We start from the raw sequence: 18,977 nt of genomic DNA on the forward strand, positions 1-18,977 counted from the left end.
CTCTGATGTCCTAGGCCATGCGGCCGGGATTGAGGATGTTCTTCGGGTCGAATTCCTGCTTCAGCCGCTGGCTGAGCGCCGCCAATGCCGGCGCCTGCGGCTCGAACACCGGCAGAGCCGCCCGATGGGAAGGGGTAGCGCGCACCAGCGTCGCATGGCCGCCGCCATGTTTCCTCAGAAGCCCGCGCAGCAGAGCGGCTTCGGGATCGCCCTCCTCCATGCGCAGCCACACCAGCCCGCCCTGCCAGTCGTAGACGGCGCTGACGGCGGCCTGCATGCGCAGCGTCAGAACCATCTGATGCCCCTGGGCGGGCATCATCGAGACCCGCCAGACCGGCTTCTCGCTGCCATCGACGAAGGGCCGGCAATCCCTCATATCGCGCCAGATTGCCTTGGAGGTCTCCCTGGCAATCTCCTCCAGCGGCCCGGCCTTGCCGAGCAGTGTCCTCAGCGCGGCGATACGATAGGCGACGGAAGGACCAAAGCCCTCGACGCGCAGCAGCGTGGCGGCATCACTGCCGAGCGTGCCGCCGGCAACACGCGCGGCGATGCGCTCCGGCAGGTGGGCGGCACTCGACACTTCGGCGCTGGAACCAAGCGCCAAGGCCATGGCGGTGCAGGCGGCATCATCGAGCAGGCCACGAACGGCGAGCGTGACTTCGGTCTCGGCCGCTGGCAGCACCTTGAAGGTGACGTCGGTGAAGACGGCCAGCGTACCCCAGCTGTTGGCCATCAGCTTCGACAGATCGTAGCCGGTGACGTTCTTGACCACGCGGCCGCCCGACTTGAAGGCTTCGCCCCGGCCGGAAACGACATTGATGCCCAGGATATGGTCGCGCGCGGCGCCCGCCTTCAGCCGGCGGGGACCGGACAGGTTGGCGCCGAGCACGCCGCCAATGGTGCCTTTGCCCGGCTCGCCACCGAGCAACGGGCCGTAGTCCATCGGCTCGAAGGCAAGCTGCTGGCCCTTTTCAGCCAGCAGCTTTTCGATCTCGGCCAGCGGCGTGCCTGATTTGGCCGACAGCACCAGTTCGGCGGGCTCATAGAGGATCACGCCCGAGAGTTTCGACAGGTCGAGCGTGTGCTCGGTCTGCAACGGACGACCGATGCCGCGCTTGGAGCCGCGGCCAAGGATTTCGAGCGATATTTCCTCTGCCGCCGCCCAGGCAACGGTGGAGAGGACTTCATCTGAGGTGGTGGGGGTGAAGGTCATATTCGCACCTGATTCCTCCCCCCGCTTTGCGGGGGCGAGGAACCCGAGTTCTGCGGCCCCATCATCTCAAAACCTCGGAATGTCGGGAAATGCCATCTGGCCGCGGTGCACGTGCATGCGGCCGAGTTCAGCACAGCGACGCAGTTGCGGGAACACCTTTCCGGGATTGAGCAAATGGTTGGGGTCGAAAGCGCATTTGACGCGCATTTGCTGATCGAGGTCGACCTGGTTGAACATTTCCGGCATCAGGTCGCGCTTCTCGACCCCGACGCCATGTTCCCCGGTGAGCACGCCACCGACCTTGACGCAAAGCCGCAAAATGTCGGCGCCGAAGCTTTCCGCCTTGTCGAGTTCGCCCGGCACGTTGGCATCGTAAAGGATCAGCGGATGCAGATTGCCGTCGCCGGCGTGAAAGACATTGGCGACGCCGAGACCGTATTTTTCCGACAGCTCGCGCATGCCGGCCAGCACGCGCGGCAACTCCTTGCGTGGGATCGTGCCGTCCATGCAGTAATAGTCGGGCGAGATGCGGCCAACGGCGGGGAAGGCCGCCTTCCGGCCGGCCCAAAAACTCAGCCGCTCCTGCTCGGACTGCGAGATGCGGCACGTAGTCGAGCCGTTGCGGATGGCGATCGCCTCGACCGCGGTGATGAGATGATCGACCTCCACGCTCGGACCGTCGAGCTCGACGATCAGCAGCGCCTCGACATCGAGGGGATAGCCGGCATGGACAAAATCTTCCGCCGCATGGATCGCCGGCCGGTCCATCATTTCCATGCCGCCTGGAATGATGCCGGCGCCGATGATGTCGGCGACGCACTGGCCGCCCTGCTCGCTGGTCGGAAAGCCTATCAGCAGGGCGCGCGCCGTCTCCGGCTTCCTCAGGATGCGCACGGTGACCTCGGTGACGACGCCGAGTAGACCTTCCGAACCGGTCATGACGCCGAGCAGATCATAGCCCTCGGCGTCAAGGTGGCCGCCGCCGAGCCGCACCACCTCGCCATTCATCAGCACCATCTCGATGCCGAGCACATTGTTGGCGGTGAGGCCATATTTCAGGCAGTGCACGCCGCCGGAATTCTCCGCCACGTTGCCGCCGATCGAGCAGGCGATCTGGGAGGATGGATCGGGGGCATAGTAAAACCCGTCCTGCTCGACGGCGATGGTGATGCCGAGATTGGTGACGCCGGGCTGGGCGACGACGATACGGTTGGGAAAATCGATCTCGAGGATGCGGTTGAACCTGCTCATGACGAGCAGCACCGCGTCCTCCAACGGCAGCGCGCCGCCCGACAGCGAGGTTCCGGATCCGCGCGGCACGACGCGAATGTTGCGGTCGTTGCAGTATTTCAGCACGCGCGAGACCTGCGCCACCGTCTCGGGCAGGACCACGACCAGCGGCACTTGCCGGTAGGCGGTCAGGCCATCGCTTTCGAAGGCTCGCATTTCGTTGGCGGCGTCGACCACGCCCTCGCCCGGCACGATGATGCGCATGTCGGCGACGATTTCGTTGCGCCGGCGCAGCGTCCCGGCGTCTGGCTTGGGCATGGCAAGGCCGGACATCGGCGCTTCCTCCACTCGACTGGTAAAAATGATTTACCAGCTAGCGGCATTTGTTGCAAACCCTGCTTTGGTGGCATCCGGGCGGCGAACGCGGGCAAAGCTTCCGCAGCGGCAATCTGCCGCTGCATTTCTATTGCGTTCGAAGCATGCGCGGACTATTCGCCCGGATGTTTCGCCGGCTCGGAATGCATCCGTCGCACCCTGCGCACGCCCCACCAGACCAGCAGGACGGCGAACGGCACCGAGGAGGCGGTGACGACCTCCGGCGCGAAGGTGTGGCCAAAAACCGATGCGCCCTTGGCGACATAGCCGATGAGGCCGACCACGTAATAGGAGACGGCGGCGACCGAGAGGCCTTCGACGGTCTGCTGCAGGCGCAGTTGCAGGCGGGCGCGGTTGTTCATCGAGGCGAGCAGGTCGCGGTTCTGCTTCTCGACCTCCACATCGACCCAGGTCCGCAGCAGCGTGGTGGCACGGGTCAGCTTCCGCGACAGATTGGCCTGGCGCTCCTCGACCGAGCGGCAGGTGCGCATGGCTGGCGCCATGCGCCGCAGCAGAAAGCCCGCCCAGGTGTCGTAGCCCTGGACAGGCTCCTCATCCAACGCCTCCAGCCTTTCCGTGACGATGCCGTCATAGGCGCGGCTGGCGCCGAAGCGGTAGAGGCTGGAAGCGGCATCAGCCTCCAGTTCGGCGGCAAGCTCCGTCAGGCCGGCGAGCAGCGTCTGGTTGTCGCGCGTCTCGGCGACCTTCATTTCCAGCGTCGTCTGCGCCAAGCGGTCCTCGATGCGGCGAGCGCGGCCGGACAAGGTGAGCGCCAGCGGCAGGCCGAGCATGGCAAGCGTGCGGTAGGTTTCGATGTCGATCAGCCGCTGCGACAGCGCGCCGGTGCTGGCCGGAGTGAGACCACGGTCGAGCACCAGCATGCGGGTCATGCCGTCGCCGTCCTGGCGGAAGTCGGTAACGATGGCCGCGCTGCCACGCTCTACCAGCGAGTGACAGAGGCTGGTCGGGTCGAAGCCGGCGATCAGTCTCTCGTTCGCCTGCGTCCATTTGCGGATCTCGAGCCGGATGCCCGAGATCACGGTTCCCGGCGGCGAAAAACCGTTGCCGAAGGGCGAATCCTCTTGCCCCCGGCCGTTCTCGGCCAACGGCCCTTCCCAGAGATAGGTCGAGAATTCCGTGTGCCGCTCCCAGCGCAGCGTGCCCTTGCCCCATTTCATGGCGTGGTGGCGGGCATGACGCTCGGGCGCGGCGATGCCGAGGCGGCGTGACAGTTCCGAAAGCACGGCATGGTCTACCGCGGAGCCGCCTTCGGTCATGAAGGAGAGTTGGACGAGCACGCGCGGCTTCTCGACCAGCGGATGCGGGCGGGCATGAACCTCGCCGAGCGCGCCGGGCCGGCCTTCATGCGCCGGAAAGCCCAGGACACTGCCTTGGCTGCGCGGCTGGAATTCAAGATTGGACGTCTCGTCCGACACGTCTGGTCCCCCTGGTTTCGACCCTTCGTGCAATGGCGTCCTCTTGCGGCAATCGGCGAGGGACGTAAACAGCAAAGTTTAGCCCGAGGCGATATGCCGGCGCGACGCGGAAATCGACCCGATGAGACGAATTGGATAAATAATTTGACCAGTTGGCGACGGAGGCATTAATCTGCGCGACATCATTCCGTTCTCCAGGCGCTTCCTTTGGGCGACATTTTCTCCAGGATCGAGCATTCGCGCACCGCCGACGAGGTGGTGCAGCAGATCGAAAGCCTAATTCTCGAAGGCGTGCTGCGCACCGGCGACCGGCTGCCCGGCGAGCGCGAGCTGGCACGCCAGTTCGATGTGTCGCGGCCCATTCTGCGCGATGCGCTGAAGGCGCTCGAAGGGCGCGGCCTGCTGTCGACACGTCCGGGCGGCGGCACCCACGTCGCCGACATTATCGGCCAGTTGTTCACCAAGCCGGTGGCGGACCTGATCTCGACGCATCGCAAGGCGGTGGCCGACTATCTGGAATACCGCCGCGAGATCGAAGGCATAGCCGCCGAATATGCGGCGCGGCGCGCCACACCCGAGGACCTTGCCCTACTCGACCGCATCATGGCACGCATGGACGAGGCGCATCGCACCGGCGACTTCGACGACGAGGCCGAGATCGACGTCGAATTCCATCATGCGATCTGCGAATGCGCGCACAACATCCTGCTCTTGCACACGCTGCGTTCCTGCTATCGGCTTTTGTCGGAAGGCGTGTTCCAGAACCGGCTGCTGGTGTTCACAGTGCCCGGCGCGCGCGAGGCGCTGCTGGCGCAGCACCGGGCGATCCACACCGCGGTCAAGGCCGGCGATCCGGCCGGCGCCCGCCAGGCGGCAATGGACCACATGACCTATGTCGAGCGTTCGATGGCGGAAGCCGAGCGCAGCGGCGACTGGCAACGCGTGTCGCGGCTGAGGCTGAGGCAGCGTTCGGAAGCCGGCGACAGCGAACCAGCGCGCAGGCGCTCCTAGTCAATTCGACCAAGCGGGGACCATCATGAGCGACATTCTCACCATCGCAGACCTCAAGGATCTCGCGCGCCGGCGCGTGCCCAAGATGTTCTTCGACTATGCCGACTCAGGCGCCTGGACCGAGAGCACCTACCGCGCGAACGAGGAAGACTTCCAGAAGATCAAGTTCCGCCAGCGCGTGCTGGTCGACATGAGCAACCGCTCACTGGAAACGACCATGATCGGCCAGAAAGTGTCGATGCCGGTAGCGCTGGCGCCGACCGGCCTGACCGGCATGCAGCATGCCGATGGCGAGATGCTGGCGGCGCAGGCGGCAGAGGAATTCGGCGTGCCGTTCACGCTCTCGACGATGAGCATCTGCTCGATCGAGGATGTCGCTTCGGTGACAAAGAAACCGTTCTGGTTCCAGCTCTATGTACTGCGCGACAAGGACTTCGTGCTCAATCTGATCGACAGGGCGAAGGCGGCGAAGTGCTCGGCCCTGGTGCTGACGCTCGACCTGCAGGTCCTCGGCCAGCGCCACAAGGATGTTCGCAACGGGCTTTCAGCGCCACCCAAGATGACGCTGGCCAACATAGCCAACATCGCGGTGCGGCCTGGCTGGTGGATGGGCATGGCTGGCACGAAGCGCCGTACCTTCCGCAATATCGTCGGCCATGCCAAGGGCGTCGGCGACGTGGCTTCGCTGTCGTCATGGACGACGGAGCAGTTCGATCCGCAACTGTCGTGGAAGGACGTCGCCTGGATCAAGGAGCGCTGGGGCGGCAAGCTTATCCTCAAGGGCATTCTCGACAAGGAAGACGCACTGATGGCGGCCAAGACCGGCGCCGACGCGATCATCGTTTCGAACCATGGCGGGCGGCAGCTCGATGGCGCGTCATCGTCGATCATGGTGCTGGAGGAGATCGCCGATGCGGTTGGCGACAGAATAGAAGTGCATATGGACGGCGGCATCCGCTCCGGCCAGGACGTGTTGAAAGCGCTCTGCCTGGGCGCCAAGGGCACCTATATCGGCCGACCATTTCTTTACGGCCTGGGCGCGCTCGGCAAGGAAGGGGTTACCAAAGCGCTGGAAATCATCCGCAAGGAGATGGACATTACGCTGGCTCTGTGCGGAAAGCGTCTGGTCACCGACATGGGCAAGGACCAGCTCCGGCGCTAAGTCCGTGACATCTGACCACGGAGATATCAAGACCTTGGCGGAACCCGGCATCCATTTCCTCGACGCACGCGGGCCGGCCGGCGTGCGTCTCTACGCGATCGGCGACGTGCATGGCCGGCTCGACCTGCTGGCCGCCATGCACGGCCAGATCAAGGCCGAGGTCGCGAAGGACCTGGTTGCGGACTGGCGCATCATCCATCTTGGCGACTATGTCGATCGCGGACCGGACTCCAAGGGCGTCATCAACTTTCTGATCGAAGCGCGCGAACGCGATCCGCGAAACATGATGCTGGTTGGCAACCACGACATCGGCTTTCTCGACTTTCTCAAGACACCCGATCCCGAAGGGCTCTTCATCCGCTTTGGCGGTATCCAGACCGCGCAATCCTATGGGGTGACGATCAGCAACGGCAGCGGCGTTTGGTTCGGCAAGGCGGAATCAGCCATGCGCAAGGGCCACCAAGCCCTGCTCGAAGCCGTGCCGCAAAGCCATGTCGACTTCCTGCGATCGTTGCCGTTCTCGGTGACGTCAGGCGACTTCTTCTTCTGCCATGCCGGCATCAGGCCAGGCATTCCCCTGGACAATCAGAACCCGCAGGACCTGATCTGGATCCGCGATGTTTTCCACGACCACACCGGCCTCTTCGCTAAGGTCGTGGTGCACGGTCACACACCGGTCCCGGAGGCGGAAGTGATGGCCAACCGCGTCAATGTCGACACGCTTGCCTGGCAATCAGGCATGCTTACCGCGCTCGTTGTGGACGGCGTGGACAAACGCATCCTGGAAATGTCGATAAAAGAGCCTTGAGGGCCTCGGCGCCCGAGGGTGTGACGGATGCCCTGGCTTAGCGCAGGGAGGCGGTGACGCCGTAGCCGTCGACGGCGTTGTGGTTGTTGGCCGCATCGGCGGCATAGATACCAAGACCGCAAAGCACGATGGCGGACAACATGGCAAAGGACAGAAGCGCTGCTTTCACGGAGGTCATCTCTTGTTGAGCCTTCTGCATCTGTGCACGAGGCGGTTACCAATGCGTTGAAAAGGAAAAATCGCTTCAAAGTTTCGACGATTTCGCGCTTCCAGGCGTGTTCCGTATCGATGGTGTGTCGCGCGGGTCACACAAAAGGTTCATCCCGGTTGCACAGCCGACATAGAGCGCGCGCCTTCTAGGATGACGGCCGGACACAAGCCAAGGATGAAAGGGGTTTTCCCGGACGGATTCATGGCCGCGTGCCAATTATGTCACGCAGAACGCGAGGGATGGACGCTCAGGCTGTTTCGAAATTCGCTCTGACAGCCTCTTAGATCGTCGCCACCCAGGCACGGGCAATGGCGAGACCAGCAGCATCGGCGTCAGGGCCATTGCGGGCCATTTCGCCATCGAGCCTGCCGGCCCAGTCGGGATGGCGCGCGGCAATGATCGGCGCGAAGGAGGAGCTCCAGTCCTTCACCATCGGCCGGTCAGCTTCGAAGTGGAACTGGAAGCCGTAGACGGCGCGGCCGAGGCGAAACGCCTGGTTTTCGGCGACATCGTTGCCGGCGAGCCGCACGGCGTTTTCGGGCAGCACGAACGTGTCGTCGTGCCATTGGAAGATCGGGAACTTCTCCGGCAGATCAGCCAGCACCGGATCGGCCCTGGCGTCCGGCGTCAGCGACACGCCGCGCCAGCCGAATTCATTGGCGCCGCCGATGCGGTTCTCGCCGCCAAAGGCACGGGCGACGAGTTGGCCGCCGAGGCAGATGCCGAGCACGGCGCGGTCCTTGCCGGCAAAATCGCGGGTCAGTTCGAGCAGCGCCGGAAAATAGGGATATTCTTCGTCGGCCAGCGCATTCTGGCCGCCGCCGAGCACCACCATGGCATCATGGCCGGTTGCGTCCTGTGGCAGCGGATCGCCCTTGTAGGGGAGGCGCACATCGAGATCGGCACCCGCTTCCGCCAGTGCCGCGCCGACCTGGCCGAGCCCGGTATTGTCGTAGTTCTGGACAACCAGCACACGCATCGAAAACCTGCTGACATGAAAAAGGTGCCGCGAGCGATATCATGACGCCGGCATTTCAGCCAAGATACGGGCGCGCGGAGAAAACTATGCCACTGCAGAACCGGGTCGATCCGTTCGGCGCCATCCACGCCGTGCCGGAGCGCGGCCTGTTCACCGGCAATCGCGGCATCATCCATGCCCCCGCGACAAAGACGCTCCTGAAAAAGCGCTGGGCGCTTCAGGCCTGGATCATCTGCGTGTGCCAATTCCGCAATGTGCGGCGCGAGCCGATGGGCCGCAACCGGGCCGGTGGCAAGGCCGGCTGGACCGAATTGTTCTTTCTCGACGAGGTGACGGCGCTCGCCGCCGGGCATCGCCCCTGCTTCTTTTGCCAGCGCGCACGGGCCAAGGATTTTGTCGGGCGTTTCGGCCAAGCCTTCGGGATTGCCGAGCCACGCGCGCCGCGGGTCGACAAGCGACTGCACACGGAGCGGCTGGCCTCGAGCGGCAAACGGCCTGTAGTCACAATGGACGCGCTTGCCCGCCTGCCCGATGGCGCGATGATCGCAGCTGGCGGCAACGCCTATGCCCTGCGCCATGGCAAGGCATTGCCATGGGCTTTTGCCGGATATGGCCCGCCGACCAGCTTTGATCGGTTCGAGGACAAGACGCTTGTGCTGCTGACCCCGGAAACGACGCTTGCCGTCCTGCGCCATGGCTTTCAACCCGTGTGGCATCCTTCCGCCAAGGCTTGACGCCGGCGGCCGCCTCGCCCATTCCTCGGCCATGCGCGCCAACTACAAGATGCAACGTCTGTTCGTGCCCGATGACCTCGGACCAGACATCGAGTTCGAACCCGGCCAGCAGCAGAGCCATTATCTCCTGCATGTGCTACGGCTCGCCGAAGGCACCGAGATCCTTGTCTTCAATGGCCGCGACGGCGAGTGGTCGGCGGCGATATCAGCGAAATCAAAGCGGTCGGTGCGGCTGAAGGTACTGGCACCGCAAAGACCGCAGCCGCCTTTGCCGGATCTCATCTATTGTTTCGCACCGCTGAAGCAAGGCCGGCTCGATTATCTCGTGCAGAAGGCGGTCGAGATGGGCGCCGGCATCTTGCAGCCGGTCATCACCCAGCACACGCAGGTGGCAAAACCGTCGATCGATCGCCTGCGCGCCAATGTCGTCGAGGCCGCCGAACAATGCGGCATCCTGGCGGTGCCGGAGGTTCGCGAGGCGGAAAAATTCGAGCGCCTGCTGACCGGGTGGGACAAGGAAAGGCGGCTGATCTTCTGCGACGAGGACGCCTCGACCAACAACCCGTTGCCTGCCTTGCAGGCGGTAAAGGAGAAAAAGCTTGCCCTGCTGGTCGGGCCTGAGGGCGGCTTTTCCGACGAGGAGCGTAAAATGTTGCGGGCGCTCCCCTTCGTGACCGCCATTCCGCTCGGGCCGCGTATCCTGCGCGCCGACACGGCGGCCGTGGCGGCGCTTGCGGCGATGCAGGCAACAATCGGCGACTGGTAGGACGTTGTCTCTCGCAAGAGGTGCTTGCGGGCAGTAGCCTTCAATTCCTCTTGACCTGTGGCTCAGGATTTTTCGCTTGATCGGCTACTGACATTTCGTCCATTTAGCGCCGGCGGTGGTCCAACCGCCTTTGAGGGCTTGACAATGGCGCGCGACACAACCGATTTCCGGCCCATCGAAGGCGTAGACGAGCTTGTCGAGCACCTGGCCGAAGGCAACAAGCCGCGTGAAAAATGGCGCATCGGTACCGAGCACGAAAAATTCCCGTTCTATGTCGATGGCAACGCACCGGTGCCTTACGGCGGCGAGCGCGGCATCCGCGCCATCCTAGAAGGCATGCAGAACAAGCTGGGCTGGGATCCGATCATGGATGCCGGCCGCATCATCGGTCTGGTCGAGCCGACCGGCCAGGGCGCGATTTCGCTTGAGCCCGGCGGACAATTCGAGCTCTCCGGTGCGCCGCTGGAGTCCATCCACCAGACCTGCCGGGAAGGCAACGCCCACCTGGCGCAGGTGCGCGAGATCGCCGAGCCGATGGGCATCCGCTTCCTTGGCCTCGGCGGCAGCCCGAAATGGTCGCTGGCCGAGACGCCGAAAATGCCGAAGTCGCGCTATGAGATCATGACGCGCTACATGCCAAAGGTCGGCACCAAGGGCCTCGACATGATGTACCGCACCTGCACGATCCAGGTGAACCTCGACTTCGAGAGCGAGACCGACATGCGGCGCAAGATGCAGGTGTCGCTGAAATTGCAGCCGCTGTCGACGGCACTGTTCGCCAACTCGCCCTTCACCGACAGCCGGCCGAACGGGCTGCAGAGCTGGCGCGGCGACATCTGGCGCGACACCGACAACCAGCGCTCCGGCCTGCTCGAATTCTGCTTCTCGCCGGATTTCGGCTTTGCCGACTATGTCGAATGGGCGCTCGACGTGCCGATGTATTTCGTCATTCGTGACGGCCACTATCACGACATGACGCACATCACCTTCCGCCAGTTCATGGCCGGGGCCGCGCGTAACGAAGTGCCGGACGGCCTGCCGACGATGGGCGACTGGGCGAACCATCTGTCGACTTTGTTCCCCGACGTTCGGCTGAAGCGTTTCCTGGAAATGCGCGGCGCCGATGGCGGTCCCTGGCGGCGTATCTGCGCGCTGCCGGCCTTCTGGGTCGGGCTGCTTTATGACGAGGCGGCACTCGACGCAGCCGAGGCGTTGACGTCGAGCTGGACCTACAAGGAAGTGCTGGCCATGCGCAACGCCGTGCCGGAGCTCGGTATTTCCGCACCCTTCCGCAACACCACGCTGCGCGAAATCGCGCGCGACGTCATGGCCATTTCGCGCACCGGGCTGAAGAACCGCGGCAAGAAGAATCGCGACGGCTACGACGAAACCTCATTCCTCAACACGCTCGACGAGGTTGTGGCGCGCGGCACCACCAGCGCCGAGGAGATGCTGTCGGCCTATCACACGCGCTGGGGCGGCTCGATCGAGCCGGTATTCATGGAATATGCCTATTAACCCCTCGCATTGACGAGCGGCAAAAGCGGCTTCAATCGGGCATTGAAACGAATTAGGCTCTCTTTCGAGGATTTCCCGGAGGAGAAGCCGATGCCCACCTTGTTCGACATGCTGACGCAGGCCCAGAGCGGCAATGGCATGCAGACGCTTGCCCAGCAATACGGGCTCTCGCTACAGCAGACACAGGCGGCGGTCGCCGCACTGTTGCCGGCCTTTTCACAAGGGTTGCAGCGCAACACCGCCGATCCCTATGGGCTCGGCGCCTTCATGACGGCGATGGCAAGCGGCCAGCACGCCAAGTATTTCGAGGACGCAACACGCGCCTTCTCCCCGCAAGGCCTCGATGAAGGCAACGGCATTCTGGGACATCTGTTCGGTTCGAAGGACCTGTCGCGCGCCGTGGCCAGCCAGGCGGCGCAGGCGAGCGGCGTCAGCCAGCAGGTCCTGCAGCAGATGCTGCCCGCGATCGCCTCGATGGTAATGGGCGGACTGTTCAAGCAGACGACAAACCAGTTGACAGGCGGCCAGATGCAGGCTGCGGGAGGCTTCGGCGGCGGCAACAACCCACTGGGCGAAATCATCGAGCAGATGATGCGGCATGGCGGCATGCAGGCACCGGCGCCACAACAGCGCCAGGCACCGCCGCCTCAGATGGACAACCCGCTCGGCAAGGTCTTGCAGGACATGTTCGGCGGCGGCTCAGCGCAACCACAAAGCCAGCCGCAGCCGGCACCCAATCCCTATGGCGATAATCCGCTCGGCAAGGTGCTGCAGGATATGTTCGGTGGCGGCGCGCCGCAACAACCACAAGGTCCATCCCAGCCACAGCAGACACAGAGCCCCTACGGCGACAACCCGCTGGGGAAAATCTTCGAGGAGATGCTGCGGCAAGGCGGCGGCGACGGCTTCGGTGGCATGCCGGGCGGGCAGCCGGCGCCGCAACCTCAGGCACCGCAACCGCAGCAGCGTCAGGCACCACAGCCGCAGGCCAATCCGAGCGGCCGGCCAAGGAACCCGTTCGACGACATTTTCGGCAGGATGTTCGAAACCGGCGCCCAGCAGCGCGACGAGTACCAGAAGGGCGTGGAAACGATCTTCGACCAGTTCAAGCGCGACATGGACCGGCGGTAGCAGTTCAAACGTCCGAGACAAATCCATGAGCAAACGGCTGGAGCAGATGCGCCGCAATATCCGGAAACTCGTAACATTCATCGACGAGGCAAAGAGACATGACGGACAGACTTGAATTTCCGGTCATCATCGCGCCGCTTGCGATCGAGGACGGAGGTGGGTTTTCAGCCCTTGTACCAGATCTTCCTGGTTGCATGAGCGACGGTGAGACTCCCGAAGAGGCCATCGCAAATGTTCAAGATGCCATAGCGTCCTGGATAGAGGCCGCGCATGATCTCGGCAGATCGATACCAAAACCATCGCGAAAGCAGGCATTCGCCTGAGCAAAAAAGAAAAGCCCGGTCCTTGGGAGGACCGGGCAGCGTGCAGGCAGGCCGGCGGGGAACCGGCAGGGAGTGGGGAGCCTGCATGAACCTTGGTCGCGCTGAACCGCAAAAAGGTTCAACGGGACCGAAACTCGGCAATCAGGCCACCTTGCGGGCGATGTCCTCGATCGTTTCCACGCGATCGCTGGCGATTTCACGCAGGATTGCCGTCGGGTCGCGGCCAAACGGCACGTCGATTGCGACATGCAGGTCGGCGCGCGTCAGGCCGATGTCGGCGAGCTCGGCGTCCGACATCTCGCCAAGGCGGTAAAAGGCGCGGCGATTTTTCCAGGCGCGGTAGACGTTGGAGACGGTGTTGGCCACGCGCGTCGCAACGGCCGGACGCGAGGTGATGCGTGAGGTCTCGGTGGCGAAATCGATCGTGGTCATGTCGGTCTCCTTCAGACTCGAACGGACGAAACCCGACGATCGGCGCTGGTAACAGCGGCCGTTCCGGCTTCGATTCACATGCCTTCATGTGGACAATGCCAATTTGCCATCGACCGATTGATTAATCCAACGAATGTTTTTAATCTTTGGCATCAACACCAGTGATGGATCACATCGATGAAAGCGCCGCTCGATCTGGATCAATTGCAGACCTTCATCTCGATCGCCGACACCGGCAGCTTCACCCGCGCAGCGGAAGAAGTGCACCGCACCCAGTCGGCGGTGTCGATGCAGATGCGCCGGCTGGAGGAACGGATCGGCAAGCCGCTGTTCGAGAAGGAGGGGCGCAGCAACAGGCTGACGGAGGAAGGCGACAAGCTGCTCTCCTACGCAAGGCGGCTGCTTTATCTCAACCGCGAGACGCTCGCCGCCTTCGACGACCAGCGGCTCGAAGGCACGATCCGCATCGGCACGCCGGACGACTACGCCGACCGTTTCCTGCCGGAGATCATGGCGCGCTTCACCCGCTCCAATCCGCGCGTCGAACTGACCGTCATCTGCGAGCCGACGCCGGGGCTGGTCGAGCACATCAAGCGCGGTAATCTCGACTTGGCGCTGGTGACGCACAATGATGTGCGCGGCCAATCGGAGGTGGTGCGGCGTGAACCGCTGCTGTGGGTCTCCTCGGCCAACCATGCGACGCATGAACAGGAGACGCTGCCGATGGCCTTCGGCCGGCCGAACTGCATCTGGAGGCGCGCCGCCGTCGACGTGCTGGACCAGCAGAACCGCGACTACCGCATCCTGTTCACCAGCTTCTCGGCGACCGTGATAACCGCGGCCGTGCTATCCGGCCTGGCGATTTCGGTGCTGCCGGAATGCGCGCTCAGGCCCGGCATGAGGGTGCTGGGCGAGGCCGACGGCTTCGGCGCCCTGCCCGACTGCCGCATCGGCATCATGCGTGGCCAGACCTCGCGGCCGGAGATCGTCGATGCGCTTGCCCGCCACATCTCCGAAAGCCTGGACAACATCTCCGTGCCGCTCGGCGAGGAGACGGGGACGTTCGATTTCGCGGCCCTCGCCTTTTCCAAGATGAAGCGGAGCAAGCCGAACCAGATCCTGCCGGGCTGGTAAAACCGGGTCATGAATATCGGGCCTGACACGGCCGCCTTGACGTCGGCGTCCAACCGGCCCCCAATCGACCGATGAGCGAAGCAGCATCCGAATCACGCACCAACGCCACCGAATACACGGTGAGCGAGATATCAGGCGCGCTGAAGCGCACGGTCGAGGACGTCTTCGGCAATGTGCGGGTGCGCGGCGAAATCTCGGGCTATCGTGGGCCGCATTCCTCCGGCCATGCCTATTTCGCGCTGAAGGACGACCGCGCCCGGCTCGACGCCGTGGTGTGGAAAGGCACGATGAGCCGGCTGAAATTCCGCCCCGAGGAAGGGATGGAGGTGATCGCCACCGGCAAGCTCACCACCTATCCCGGCAAGTCCAACTACCAGATCGTCATCGACAATCTGGAGCCGGCAGGCGCCGGGGCGCTGATGGCGCTGCTGGAGGAGCGCAAGCGCCGGCTACAGGCTGAAGGGCTTTTCGACGCCGGCCGCAAGCGCCGGCTGCCGTTCATGCCGTGCACCATCGGCGTCGTCACATCGCCGACCGGCTCGGTTATCCGCGACATCATCCACCGCATCAAGGACCGCTTTCCGCTGCATGTGCTGGTCTGGCCGGTACGCGTGCAGGGCGACACAGCGAGTGCGGAAGTGACCAATGCCGTCACCGGTTTCAACGCACTGGCGTGGGACAGCCCCATCCAGCGCCCCAATCTACTGATCATCGCGCGCGGCGGCGGCAGCCTGGAAGATCTGTGGGGCTTCAACGACGAGGTGCTCGCCCGCGCAGTCGCCGCCTCCGACATTCCGGTGATTTCGGCTGTCGGCCACGAAACCGACTGGACGCTGATCGACCTTGTCGCGGATGTGCGGGCGCCGACGCCGACGGGCGCGGCCGAAATCGCCGTGCCGGTGAAGGCTGACCTCGAAGCGACGCTGACCAGCCTCGGCGCGCGGCTCAAGGCCGCCGTCTTGCGCAATTTCGACCGCAAGCGGCAGGCAGCCCGTGCGGCGGCGCGTGCGCTGCCCTCGCCCGACCAATTGCTGGCGCTGCCGCGCCGGCGCCTGGACGAGGCGACATCGAGGCTCGGTCGTGGCCTGATGGTTTCCACCGAGCGCAAGCGGGCGCGATTCTTCGCTGTAAAACTGACGCCGGCAATGCTGTCGCAGCGGATTGCCGAGGCGCGGCGCACCAACGACCGTAACCTTTCGCGGGCGCAAGGGGCGCTGCGCACCCTGGCGAGAAGCCGGCGCGCGGAGCTCAATCGTGCCGCGGATCAATTGCCAAAATGCGCCAAGGCATCGCTGCAGCGGCACAGGCAGCAATTGGCTTTGCTGCAGGGCCGCATCACGATCGAGCCGACAGCCCGGCGGCAACGTGTGCAGAGGGATCTTCTGACGGCTTTGACGAGACGCGGCGGTCAGGCGATGCTGCTCAGGCTGGAGCGGTTGCGCGGCCGCATCATCCAGGCCGACCGGCTGATGGCGACGCTTTCGCACAAGGCCGTCCTGGCGCGCGGCTTCGCGCTGGTTAAGGATGCCGACGGCACGGTCATCAAGCAGGCCGCCGACGTGGCGTCGGGGATGGCGCTGTCGCTGGAGTTCGCCGATGGCACCGCGGATGCGGTGGCAACCAGCGGCGCGGCGCGGCCAAAGCCCGTGGCCAGACCGGCGGCAAAGGCAAAAGAACCCGGCAATCAGGGATCCTTGTTCTAAGAGCATGATCGACAATCCGCACCATCTGGCAACGCCGTCCGGCAAGCCGCGCGCGCGAAGCTTCACCATCGGCTTCGACGGAACGCCCGGGCCGTTCAACGCGATCACCGACGTGCCCGGCGTCGCTGTCGGCCATGCGACGCTGATATCGGGCGATGGTCCGCTTGTCGTCGGCAAGGGACCGGTGCGCACCGGTGTCACCGCGATCCTGCCCAGGTTGCGCGCCGAGCTGGCAACGCCGGTCTTCGCCGGCATCTTCAGCCAGAACGGCAATGGCGAGCTGACCGGCTCGCACATCATCGAGGAAACCGGCGCCTTCAACTTCCCGATCACCATCACCAACACGCATTCCTGCGGGGTTTCGCGTGACGGCACGCTGCGTTGGATGAACCAAGTGCTGCCGGCGGCCGTCGACAGCGCCTGGGGCTTGCCCGTGGCAGCGGAGACCTATGACGGGTTTCTCAACGACATCAACGGTCACCATCTGACATCGGAGCATGTCGCCGAAGCCCTTGACGCCGCCGCCAGTGGACCGGTCGAGGAAGGCAGTGTCGGCGGCGGCACCGGTATGATCACTTTCGGCTTCAAGGCCGGTTCCGGCACGGCCTCGCGCATCGTCGCATGGCAAGGGCGCACCTACACAGTCGGCGGCTTCGTGCAGTCGAATTTCGGCAAGCGGCACAATTTCACCATTCGTGGCCTGCGCGCCGGTTCCGAACTCACCGAACCGGCGATCCGCGAAACCACGTCGCGCGCGGAAAAGGGCTCAATCATCGCCGTCGTCGCGACCGACGCGCCTTTCCTGCCGCACCAGATGAAGCGGCTGGCCCGCCGCGTGCCGCTCGGCGTCGCCATGACCGGCGGCTTCGGCTACCACAGTTCGGGCGACATTTTTCTCGCCTTCTCGACCGCCAATCCTGCCGCTGCGCGGGGGCTGACTGGCCGCATCGCCAGCGCCGATTTCATTCCCGATGTGGACATCGACCCGTTCTTCGATGCCGTGATCCAGACTGTGGAGGAATCGATCCTCAACGCTCTTGTCGCCAATCACGACATGACCGGTCGCGATGGCAATTTCGTGCCTGCCCTGCCGAAAGCGTGGCTCAAAGAAAAATTTGGCTGAGAAGGGTACCAAAGACGAAAACGCGGGCCGAAGCCCGCGCATTCAGACAGGGTTGCCCCTGAAAATCTATTCCGCGGCCTTGCTGGAAGCCTGCTGGCTTTCGTCGGCCTCGGCCGCTTCCTCTAGCCGGGAAGCGATGAGTTCCTGGATGTCGCCGACTTCCTCCTGGATGTCCTCCAGCGGTATGCCGACCTCTGCCGCCTTGGCGGCGCATTCCCTGGCCAGTGTCTCGGCCTGCTTCTCGATCCTGGCCGGGGACTGGCAATGGACCTTTTCGCCGATCCATCCCCGCAAGAATTCGATCGCGTGTTCACTCATACTGCTATTCCCTTGCGGCAAAGCCGGTTGGTAATCCTAAACGTCTGCATCCCGTAAAGGATGCATGTTCCCATTCGAGCCGAGTCGCGGCCGGACGGCAAGCCGAAGCCGTCCAGGGTCCACAGAGCCGAAGGAATTCGAGAGGTGAAGAACATTTTCTGTTTCTGAAGGACTGTACAGTTGGCGGGATCTGCCCGCTCCAAGCAATTGCTTCTACCTTTTACGGCTTCCAGTCCGTTTCGCATCTCAATGGCTGTCGCTACAGCCGCCTTATGACGTTGCGCTTCAAGGCGCGAGCCATCGAAGCCGCCGCTATATAGTGATATCCATACACTATGTCGACTCTCCTCAAGGCCCGTGCACAGGAGCCATGCAAAAGTCGCATGGATCGCCGATCCGGTCAGAAGTTTTCGACCCACGGCCTGAGTTCCATTTCCCAGGTCCAGGCGCTGCGGTGCTGGCGGTGGATGGCGAGATAGGCCTCGGCGATCGCATCCGGCGATAGCCGCCGATCTTGCGGTTCGGACTCCTGTCCGGACGTGGCCGAGGCAATGGCGCCGTCGATGATGAAATGCGCGACGTGAATGTTCTTGGGCGCCAGTTCACGGGCCATGGACTGCGCCAGCCCGCGCAATCCGAATTTGGGCATCGCAAAGCCGGCGGAGCCGGCAAACCCCTTCACGCTTGCCGTCGCTCCGGTGAAGAATATCGAGCCCGCCCCTTGAGCGATAAGCCGGCGGGCCGCCTGCTGGCCGACCAGGAACCCACCATAGGCCCCGACAAGCAGCGCTTGACGAACCGCCTCGGGATCGAGTTCGGCCAGCGGACCGCGGGCGCGGCCGCCGGCGTTGAAAACCACCAGGGAAAGCGGGCCAGCTTTGTCGGCGACATCGAACAGACGCTCCACCGACGTGGCGTCGGAGACATCCGTTGCCACGGCTTGCGCGCCGGTTTGCGCCTGCAATGCATCGAGCTTCTCGATATCTCGGGCGGCCAGGACAATTTGGAACCCTTCCCTGGCGAGAAGACGCGCGATCGAGGCGCTCAAGCCGGAGCCCGCCCCGGCAATGACGGCGACATTGGATGTCATGAGACCTCTCCTTCTTCCACTGATTGCAATGGCTGGCAGATGTTGAACTCTGCCGGATCCGCGCCGCACCGGCAACGCGCACGGCGGAAAGAAAAATGGCCGGGCGCGAAAACGGCCCGGCCAAAAGAAGGTCATAACCTTCAGAGGGGAACACCGTTCAGCGAAATGGGAGGAAAACACCGAACGGATTTGTCATTCTGAACCGATCCTTGCACGGGCACGACAAATGATTTTCTAAAGTCGGTCCGAATTACGAAAAATTCGGTTCGTTCTGTATCAA

General features: G+C 63.8%; 19 protein-coding genes. 11 read left to right on the forward strand and 8 right to left on the reverse strand.

Annotation, left to right across the window (positions count from 1 at the left end):
• Window positions 1–10: 10 nt before the first annotated feature.
• The 3 genes from glcE to FJ492_RS13860 all read right to left on the reverse strand — a co-directional run bounded on the left by glcE (window position 11) and on the right by FJ492_RS13860 (window position 4,254).
• Window positions 11–1,213, reverse strand: coding sequence for a glycolate oxidase subunit GlcE (gene glcE / locus FJ492_RS13850; protein ID WP_140770394.1), 1,203 nt, complete (start codon window positions 1,211–1,213; stop codon window positions 11–13).
• Window positions 1,214–1,279: 66 nt separating this feature from the next.
• Window positions 1,280–2,776: an FAD-linked oxidase C-terminal domain-containing protein gene (locus tag FJ492_RS13855; RefSeq protein ID WP_140504584.1), complete on the reverse strand. Its 1,497-nt coding sequence runs from the start codon at window positions 2,774–2,776 to the stop codon at window positions 1,280–1,282.
• Window positions 2,777–2,931: 155 nt separating this feature from the next.
• Window positions 2,932–4,254 carry a DUF3422 family protein gene (locus FJ492_RS13860; protein WP_140504586.1) on the reverse strand — a complete coding sequence of 441 codons (1,323 nt, stop codon included), beginning with the start codon at window positions 4,252–4,254 and terminating at the stop codon, window positions 2,932–2,934.
• 207 nt (window positions 4,255–4,461) lie between these two features.
• Here FJ492_RS13860 and FJ492_RS13865 point away from each other — a divergent pair, with 207 nt between their 5' ends.
• Genes FJ492_RS13865 through FJ492_RS13875 form a run of 3 tightly spaced genes read left to right on the forward strand, consistent with a single transcriptional unit; the run spans window position 4,462 to window position 7,235 of the window.
• Window positions 4,462–5,265, forward strand: coding sequence for an FCD domain-containing protein (locus FJ492_RS13865; RefSeq protein ID WP_140713508.1), 804 nt, complete (start codon window positions 4,462–4,464; stop codon window positions 5,263–5,265).
• Window positions 5,266–5,290: 25 nt separating this feature from the next.
• Window positions 5,291–6,427: an alpha-hydroxy acid oxidase gene (locus FJ492_RS13870; RefSeq protein ID WP_140770396.1), complete on the forward strand. Its 1,137-nt coding sequence runs from the start codon at window positions 5,291–5,293 to the stop codon at window positions 6,425–6,427.
• A 34-nt stretch (window positions 6,428–6,461) separates the two neighbouring features.
• The gene (locus tag FJ492_RS13875; protein ID WP_140770542.1) at window positions 6,462–7,235 is read left to right on the forward strand and encodes a metallophosphoesterase; all 774 of its coding nucleotides are present in this window, start codon (window positions 6,462–6,464) and stop codon (window positions 7,233–7,235) included.
• Between the two features lie 37 nt (window positions 7,236–7,272).
• Here FJ492_RS13875 and FJ492_RS29475 read toward each other — a convergent pair whose 3' ends face one another.
• A complete protein-coding gene (locus tag FJ492_RS29475) occupies window positions 7,273–7,404 on the reverse strand; it encodes a hypothetical protein (RefSeq protein WP_013893872.1) in 132 nt (43 codons plus the stop codon).
• 322 nt (window positions 7,405–7,726) lie between these two features.
• Entirely contained in the window at window positions 7,727–8,425 is a 699-nt protein-coding gene (locus FJ492_RS13885; protein ID WP_140770398.1) for a type 1 glutamine amidotransferase, read from the reverse strand.
• 86 nt (window positions 8,426–8,511) lie between these two features.
• Here FJ492_RS13885 and FJ492_RS13890 point away from each other — a divergent pair, with 86 nt between their 5' ends.
• The 5 genes from FJ492_RS13890 to FJ492_RS13910 all read left to right on the forward strand — a co-directional run bounded on the left by FJ492_RS13890 (window position 8,512) and on the right by FJ492_RS13910 (window position 12,897).
• The gene (locus FJ492_RS13890) at window positions 8,512–9,159 is read left to right on the forward strand and encodes a hypothetical protein (RefSeq protein WP_140770401.1); all 648 of its coding nucleotides are present in this window, start codon (window positions 8,512–8,514) and stop codon (window positions 9,157–9,159) included.
• A 31-nt stretch (window positions 9,160–9,190) separates the two neighbouring features.
• Entirely contained in the window at window positions 9,191–9,925 is a 735-nt protein-coding gene (locus tag FJ492_RS13895) for a 16S rRNA (uracil(1498)-N(3))-methyltransferase (protein WP_140504773.1), read from the forward strand.
• Window positions 9,926–10,069: 144 nt separating this feature from the next.
• Window positions 10,070–11,443 (forward strand): glutamate--cysteine ligase, encoded by a 1,374-nt coding sequence (locus FJ492_RS13900; RefSeq protein ID WP_140504597.1) that lies wholly within the window; start codon window positions 10,070–10,072, stop codon window positions 11,441–11,443.
• A 90-nt stretch (window positions 11,444–11,533) separates the two neighbouring features.
• Entirely contained in the window at window positions 11,534–12,574 is a 1,041-nt protein-coding gene (locus FJ492_RS13905; RefSeq protein ID WP_140770403.1) for a DUF937 domain-containing protein, read from the forward strand.
• Window positions 12,575–12,672: 98 nt separating this feature from the next.
• On the forward strand, window positions 12,673–12,897 hold the full coding sequence (locus FJ492_RS13910; RefSeq protein WP_140770406.1) for a type II toxin-antitoxin system HicB family antitoxin: 225 nt from the start codon (window positions 12,673–12,675) through the stop codon (window positions 12,895–12,897).
• Between the two features lie 141 nt (window positions 12,898–13,038).
• Here FJ492_RS13910 and FJ492_RS13915 read toward each other — a convergent pair whose 3' ends face one another.
• Window positions 13,039–13,329 carry a DUF1127 domain-containing protein gene (locus FJ492_RS13915; RefSeq protein ID WP_140504600.1) on the reverse strand — a complete coding sequence of 97 codons (291 nt, stop codon included), beginning with the start codon at window positions 13,327–13,329 and terminating at the stop codon, window positions 13,039–13,041.
• 177 nt (window positions 13,330–13,506) lie between these two features.
• Here FJ492_RS13915 and FJ492_RS13920 point away from each other — a divergent pair, with 177 nt between their 5' ends.
• The 3 genes from FJ492_RS13920 to FJ492_RS13930 all read left to right on the forward strand — a co-directional run bounded on the left by FJ492_RS13920 (window position 13,507) and on the right by FJ492_RS13930 (window position 17,289).
• On the forward strand, window positions 13,507–14,463 hold the full coding sequence (locus FJ492_RS13920) for a LysR substrate-binding domain-containing protein (RefSeq protein WP_140504602.1): 957 nt from the start codon (window positions 13,507–13,509) through the stop codon (window positions 14,461–14,463).
• Window positions 14,464–14,534: 71 nt separating this feature from the next.
• Window positions 14,535–16,166 (forward strand): exodeoxyribonuclease VII large subunit, encoded by a 1,632-nt coding sequence (gene xseA / locus FJ492_RS13925; protein ID WP_140504603.1) that lies wholly within the window; start codon window positions 14,535–14,537, stop codon window positions 16,164–16,166.
• 4 nt (window positions 16,167–16,170) lie between these two features.
• The gene (locus FJ492_RS13930) at window positions 16,171–17,289 is read left to right on the forward strand and encodes a P1 family peptidase (protein ID WP_140770408.1); all 1,119 of its coding nucleotides are present in this window, start codon (window positions 16,171–16,173) and stop codon (window positions 17,287–17,289) included.
• A gap of 66 nt (window positions 17,290–17,355) precedes the next feature.
• Here the strand turns inward: FJ492_RS13930 and FJ492_RS13935 are convergent, their stop codons facing one another.
• Both FJ492_RS13935 and FJ492_RS13940 read right to left on the reverse strand, forming a co-directional pair.
• Window positions 17,356–17,607 carry a DUF768 domain-containing protein gene (locus FJ492_RS13935; protein WP_027146174.1) on the reverse strand — a complete coding sequence of 84 codons (252 nt, stop codon included), beginning with the start codon at window positions 17,605–17,607 and terminating at the stop codon, window positions 17,356–17,358.
• 400 nt (window positions 17,608–18,007) lie between these two features.
• Window positions 18,008–18,697, reverse strand: coding sequence for an SDR family NAD(P)-dependent oxidoreductase (locus FJ492_RS13940; RefSeq protein WP_140770411.1), 690 nt, complete (start codon window positions 18,695–18,697; stop codon window positions 18,008–18,010).
• Between the last annotated feature and the right edge of the window lie 280 nt (window positions 18,698–18,977).

The organism is Mesorhizobium sp. B2-5-4 (assembly GCF_006441095.1).
GTDB lineage: Bacteria > Pseudomonadota > Alphaproteobacteria > Rhizobiales > Rhizobiaceae > Mesorhizobium > Mesorhizobium salmacidum.

Excerpts from the sequence above, each read along its gene's own strand:
- FJ492_RS13905 (WP_140770403.1), top strand. The coding sequence starts at position 11,534 with ATGCCCACCTTGTTCGACATGCTGACGCAGGCCCAGAGCGGCAATGGC.
- FJ492_RS13890 (WP_140770401.1), top strand. The coding sequence starts at position 8,512 with ATGCCACTGCAGAACCGGGTCGATCCGTTCGGCGCCATCCACGCCGTG.
- FJ492_RS13935 (WP_027146174.1), bottom strand. The coding sequence starts at position 17,607 with ATGAGTGAACACGCGATCGAATTCTTGCGGGGATGGATCGGCGAAAAG.
- FJ492_RS13900 (WP_140504597.1), top strand. The coding sequence starts at position 10,070 with ATGGCGCGCGACACAACCGATTTCCGGCCCATCGAAGGCGTAGACGAG.
- FJ492_RS13855 (WP_140504584.1), bottom strand. The coding sequence starts at position 2,776 with ATGTCCGGCCTTGCCATGCCCAAGCCAGACGCCGGGACGCTGCGCCGG.
- FJ492_RS13895 (WP_140504773.1), top strand. The coding sequence starts at position 9,191 with ATGCGCGCCAACTACAAGATGCAACGTCTGTTCGTGCCCGATGACCTC.
- FJ492_RS13870 (WP_140770396.1), top strand. The coding sequence starts at position 5,291 with ATGAGCGACATTCTCACCATCGCAGACCTCAAGGATCTCGCGCGCCGG.
- FJ492_RS13885 (WP_140770398.1), bottom strand. The coding sequence starts at position 8,425 with ATGCGTGTGCTGGTTGTCCAGAACTACGACAATACCGGGCTCGGCCAG.
- FJ492_RS13910 (WP_140770406.1), top strand. The coding sequence starts at position 12,673 with ATGACGGACAGACTTGAATTTCCGGTCATCATCGCGCCGCTTGCGATC.
- glcE (WP_140770394.1), bottom strand. The coding sequence starts at position 1,213 with ATGACCTTCACCCCCACCACCTCAGATGAAGTCCTCTCCACCGTTGCC.
- FJ492_RS13920 (WP_140504602.1), top strand. The coding sequence starts at position 13,507 with ATGAAAGCGCCGCTCGATCTGGATCAATTGCAGACCTTCATCTCGATC.
- FJ492_RS13930 (WP_140770408.1), top strand. The coding sequence starts at position 16,171 with ATGATCGACAATCCGCACCATCTGGCAACGCCGTCCGGCAAGCCGCGC.
- xseA (WP_140504603.1), top strand. The coding sequence starts at position 14,535 with ATGAGCGAAGCAGCATCCGAATCACGCACCAACGCCACCGAATACACG.
- FJ492_RS13915 (WP_140504600.1), bottom strand. The coding sequence starts at position 13,329 with ATGACCACGATCGATTTCGCCACCGAGACCTCACGCATCACCTCGCGT.
- FJ492_RS13940 (WP_140770411.1), bottom strand. The coding sequence starts at position 18,697 with ATGACATCCAATGTCGCCGTCATTGCCGGGGCGGGCTCCGGCTTGAGC.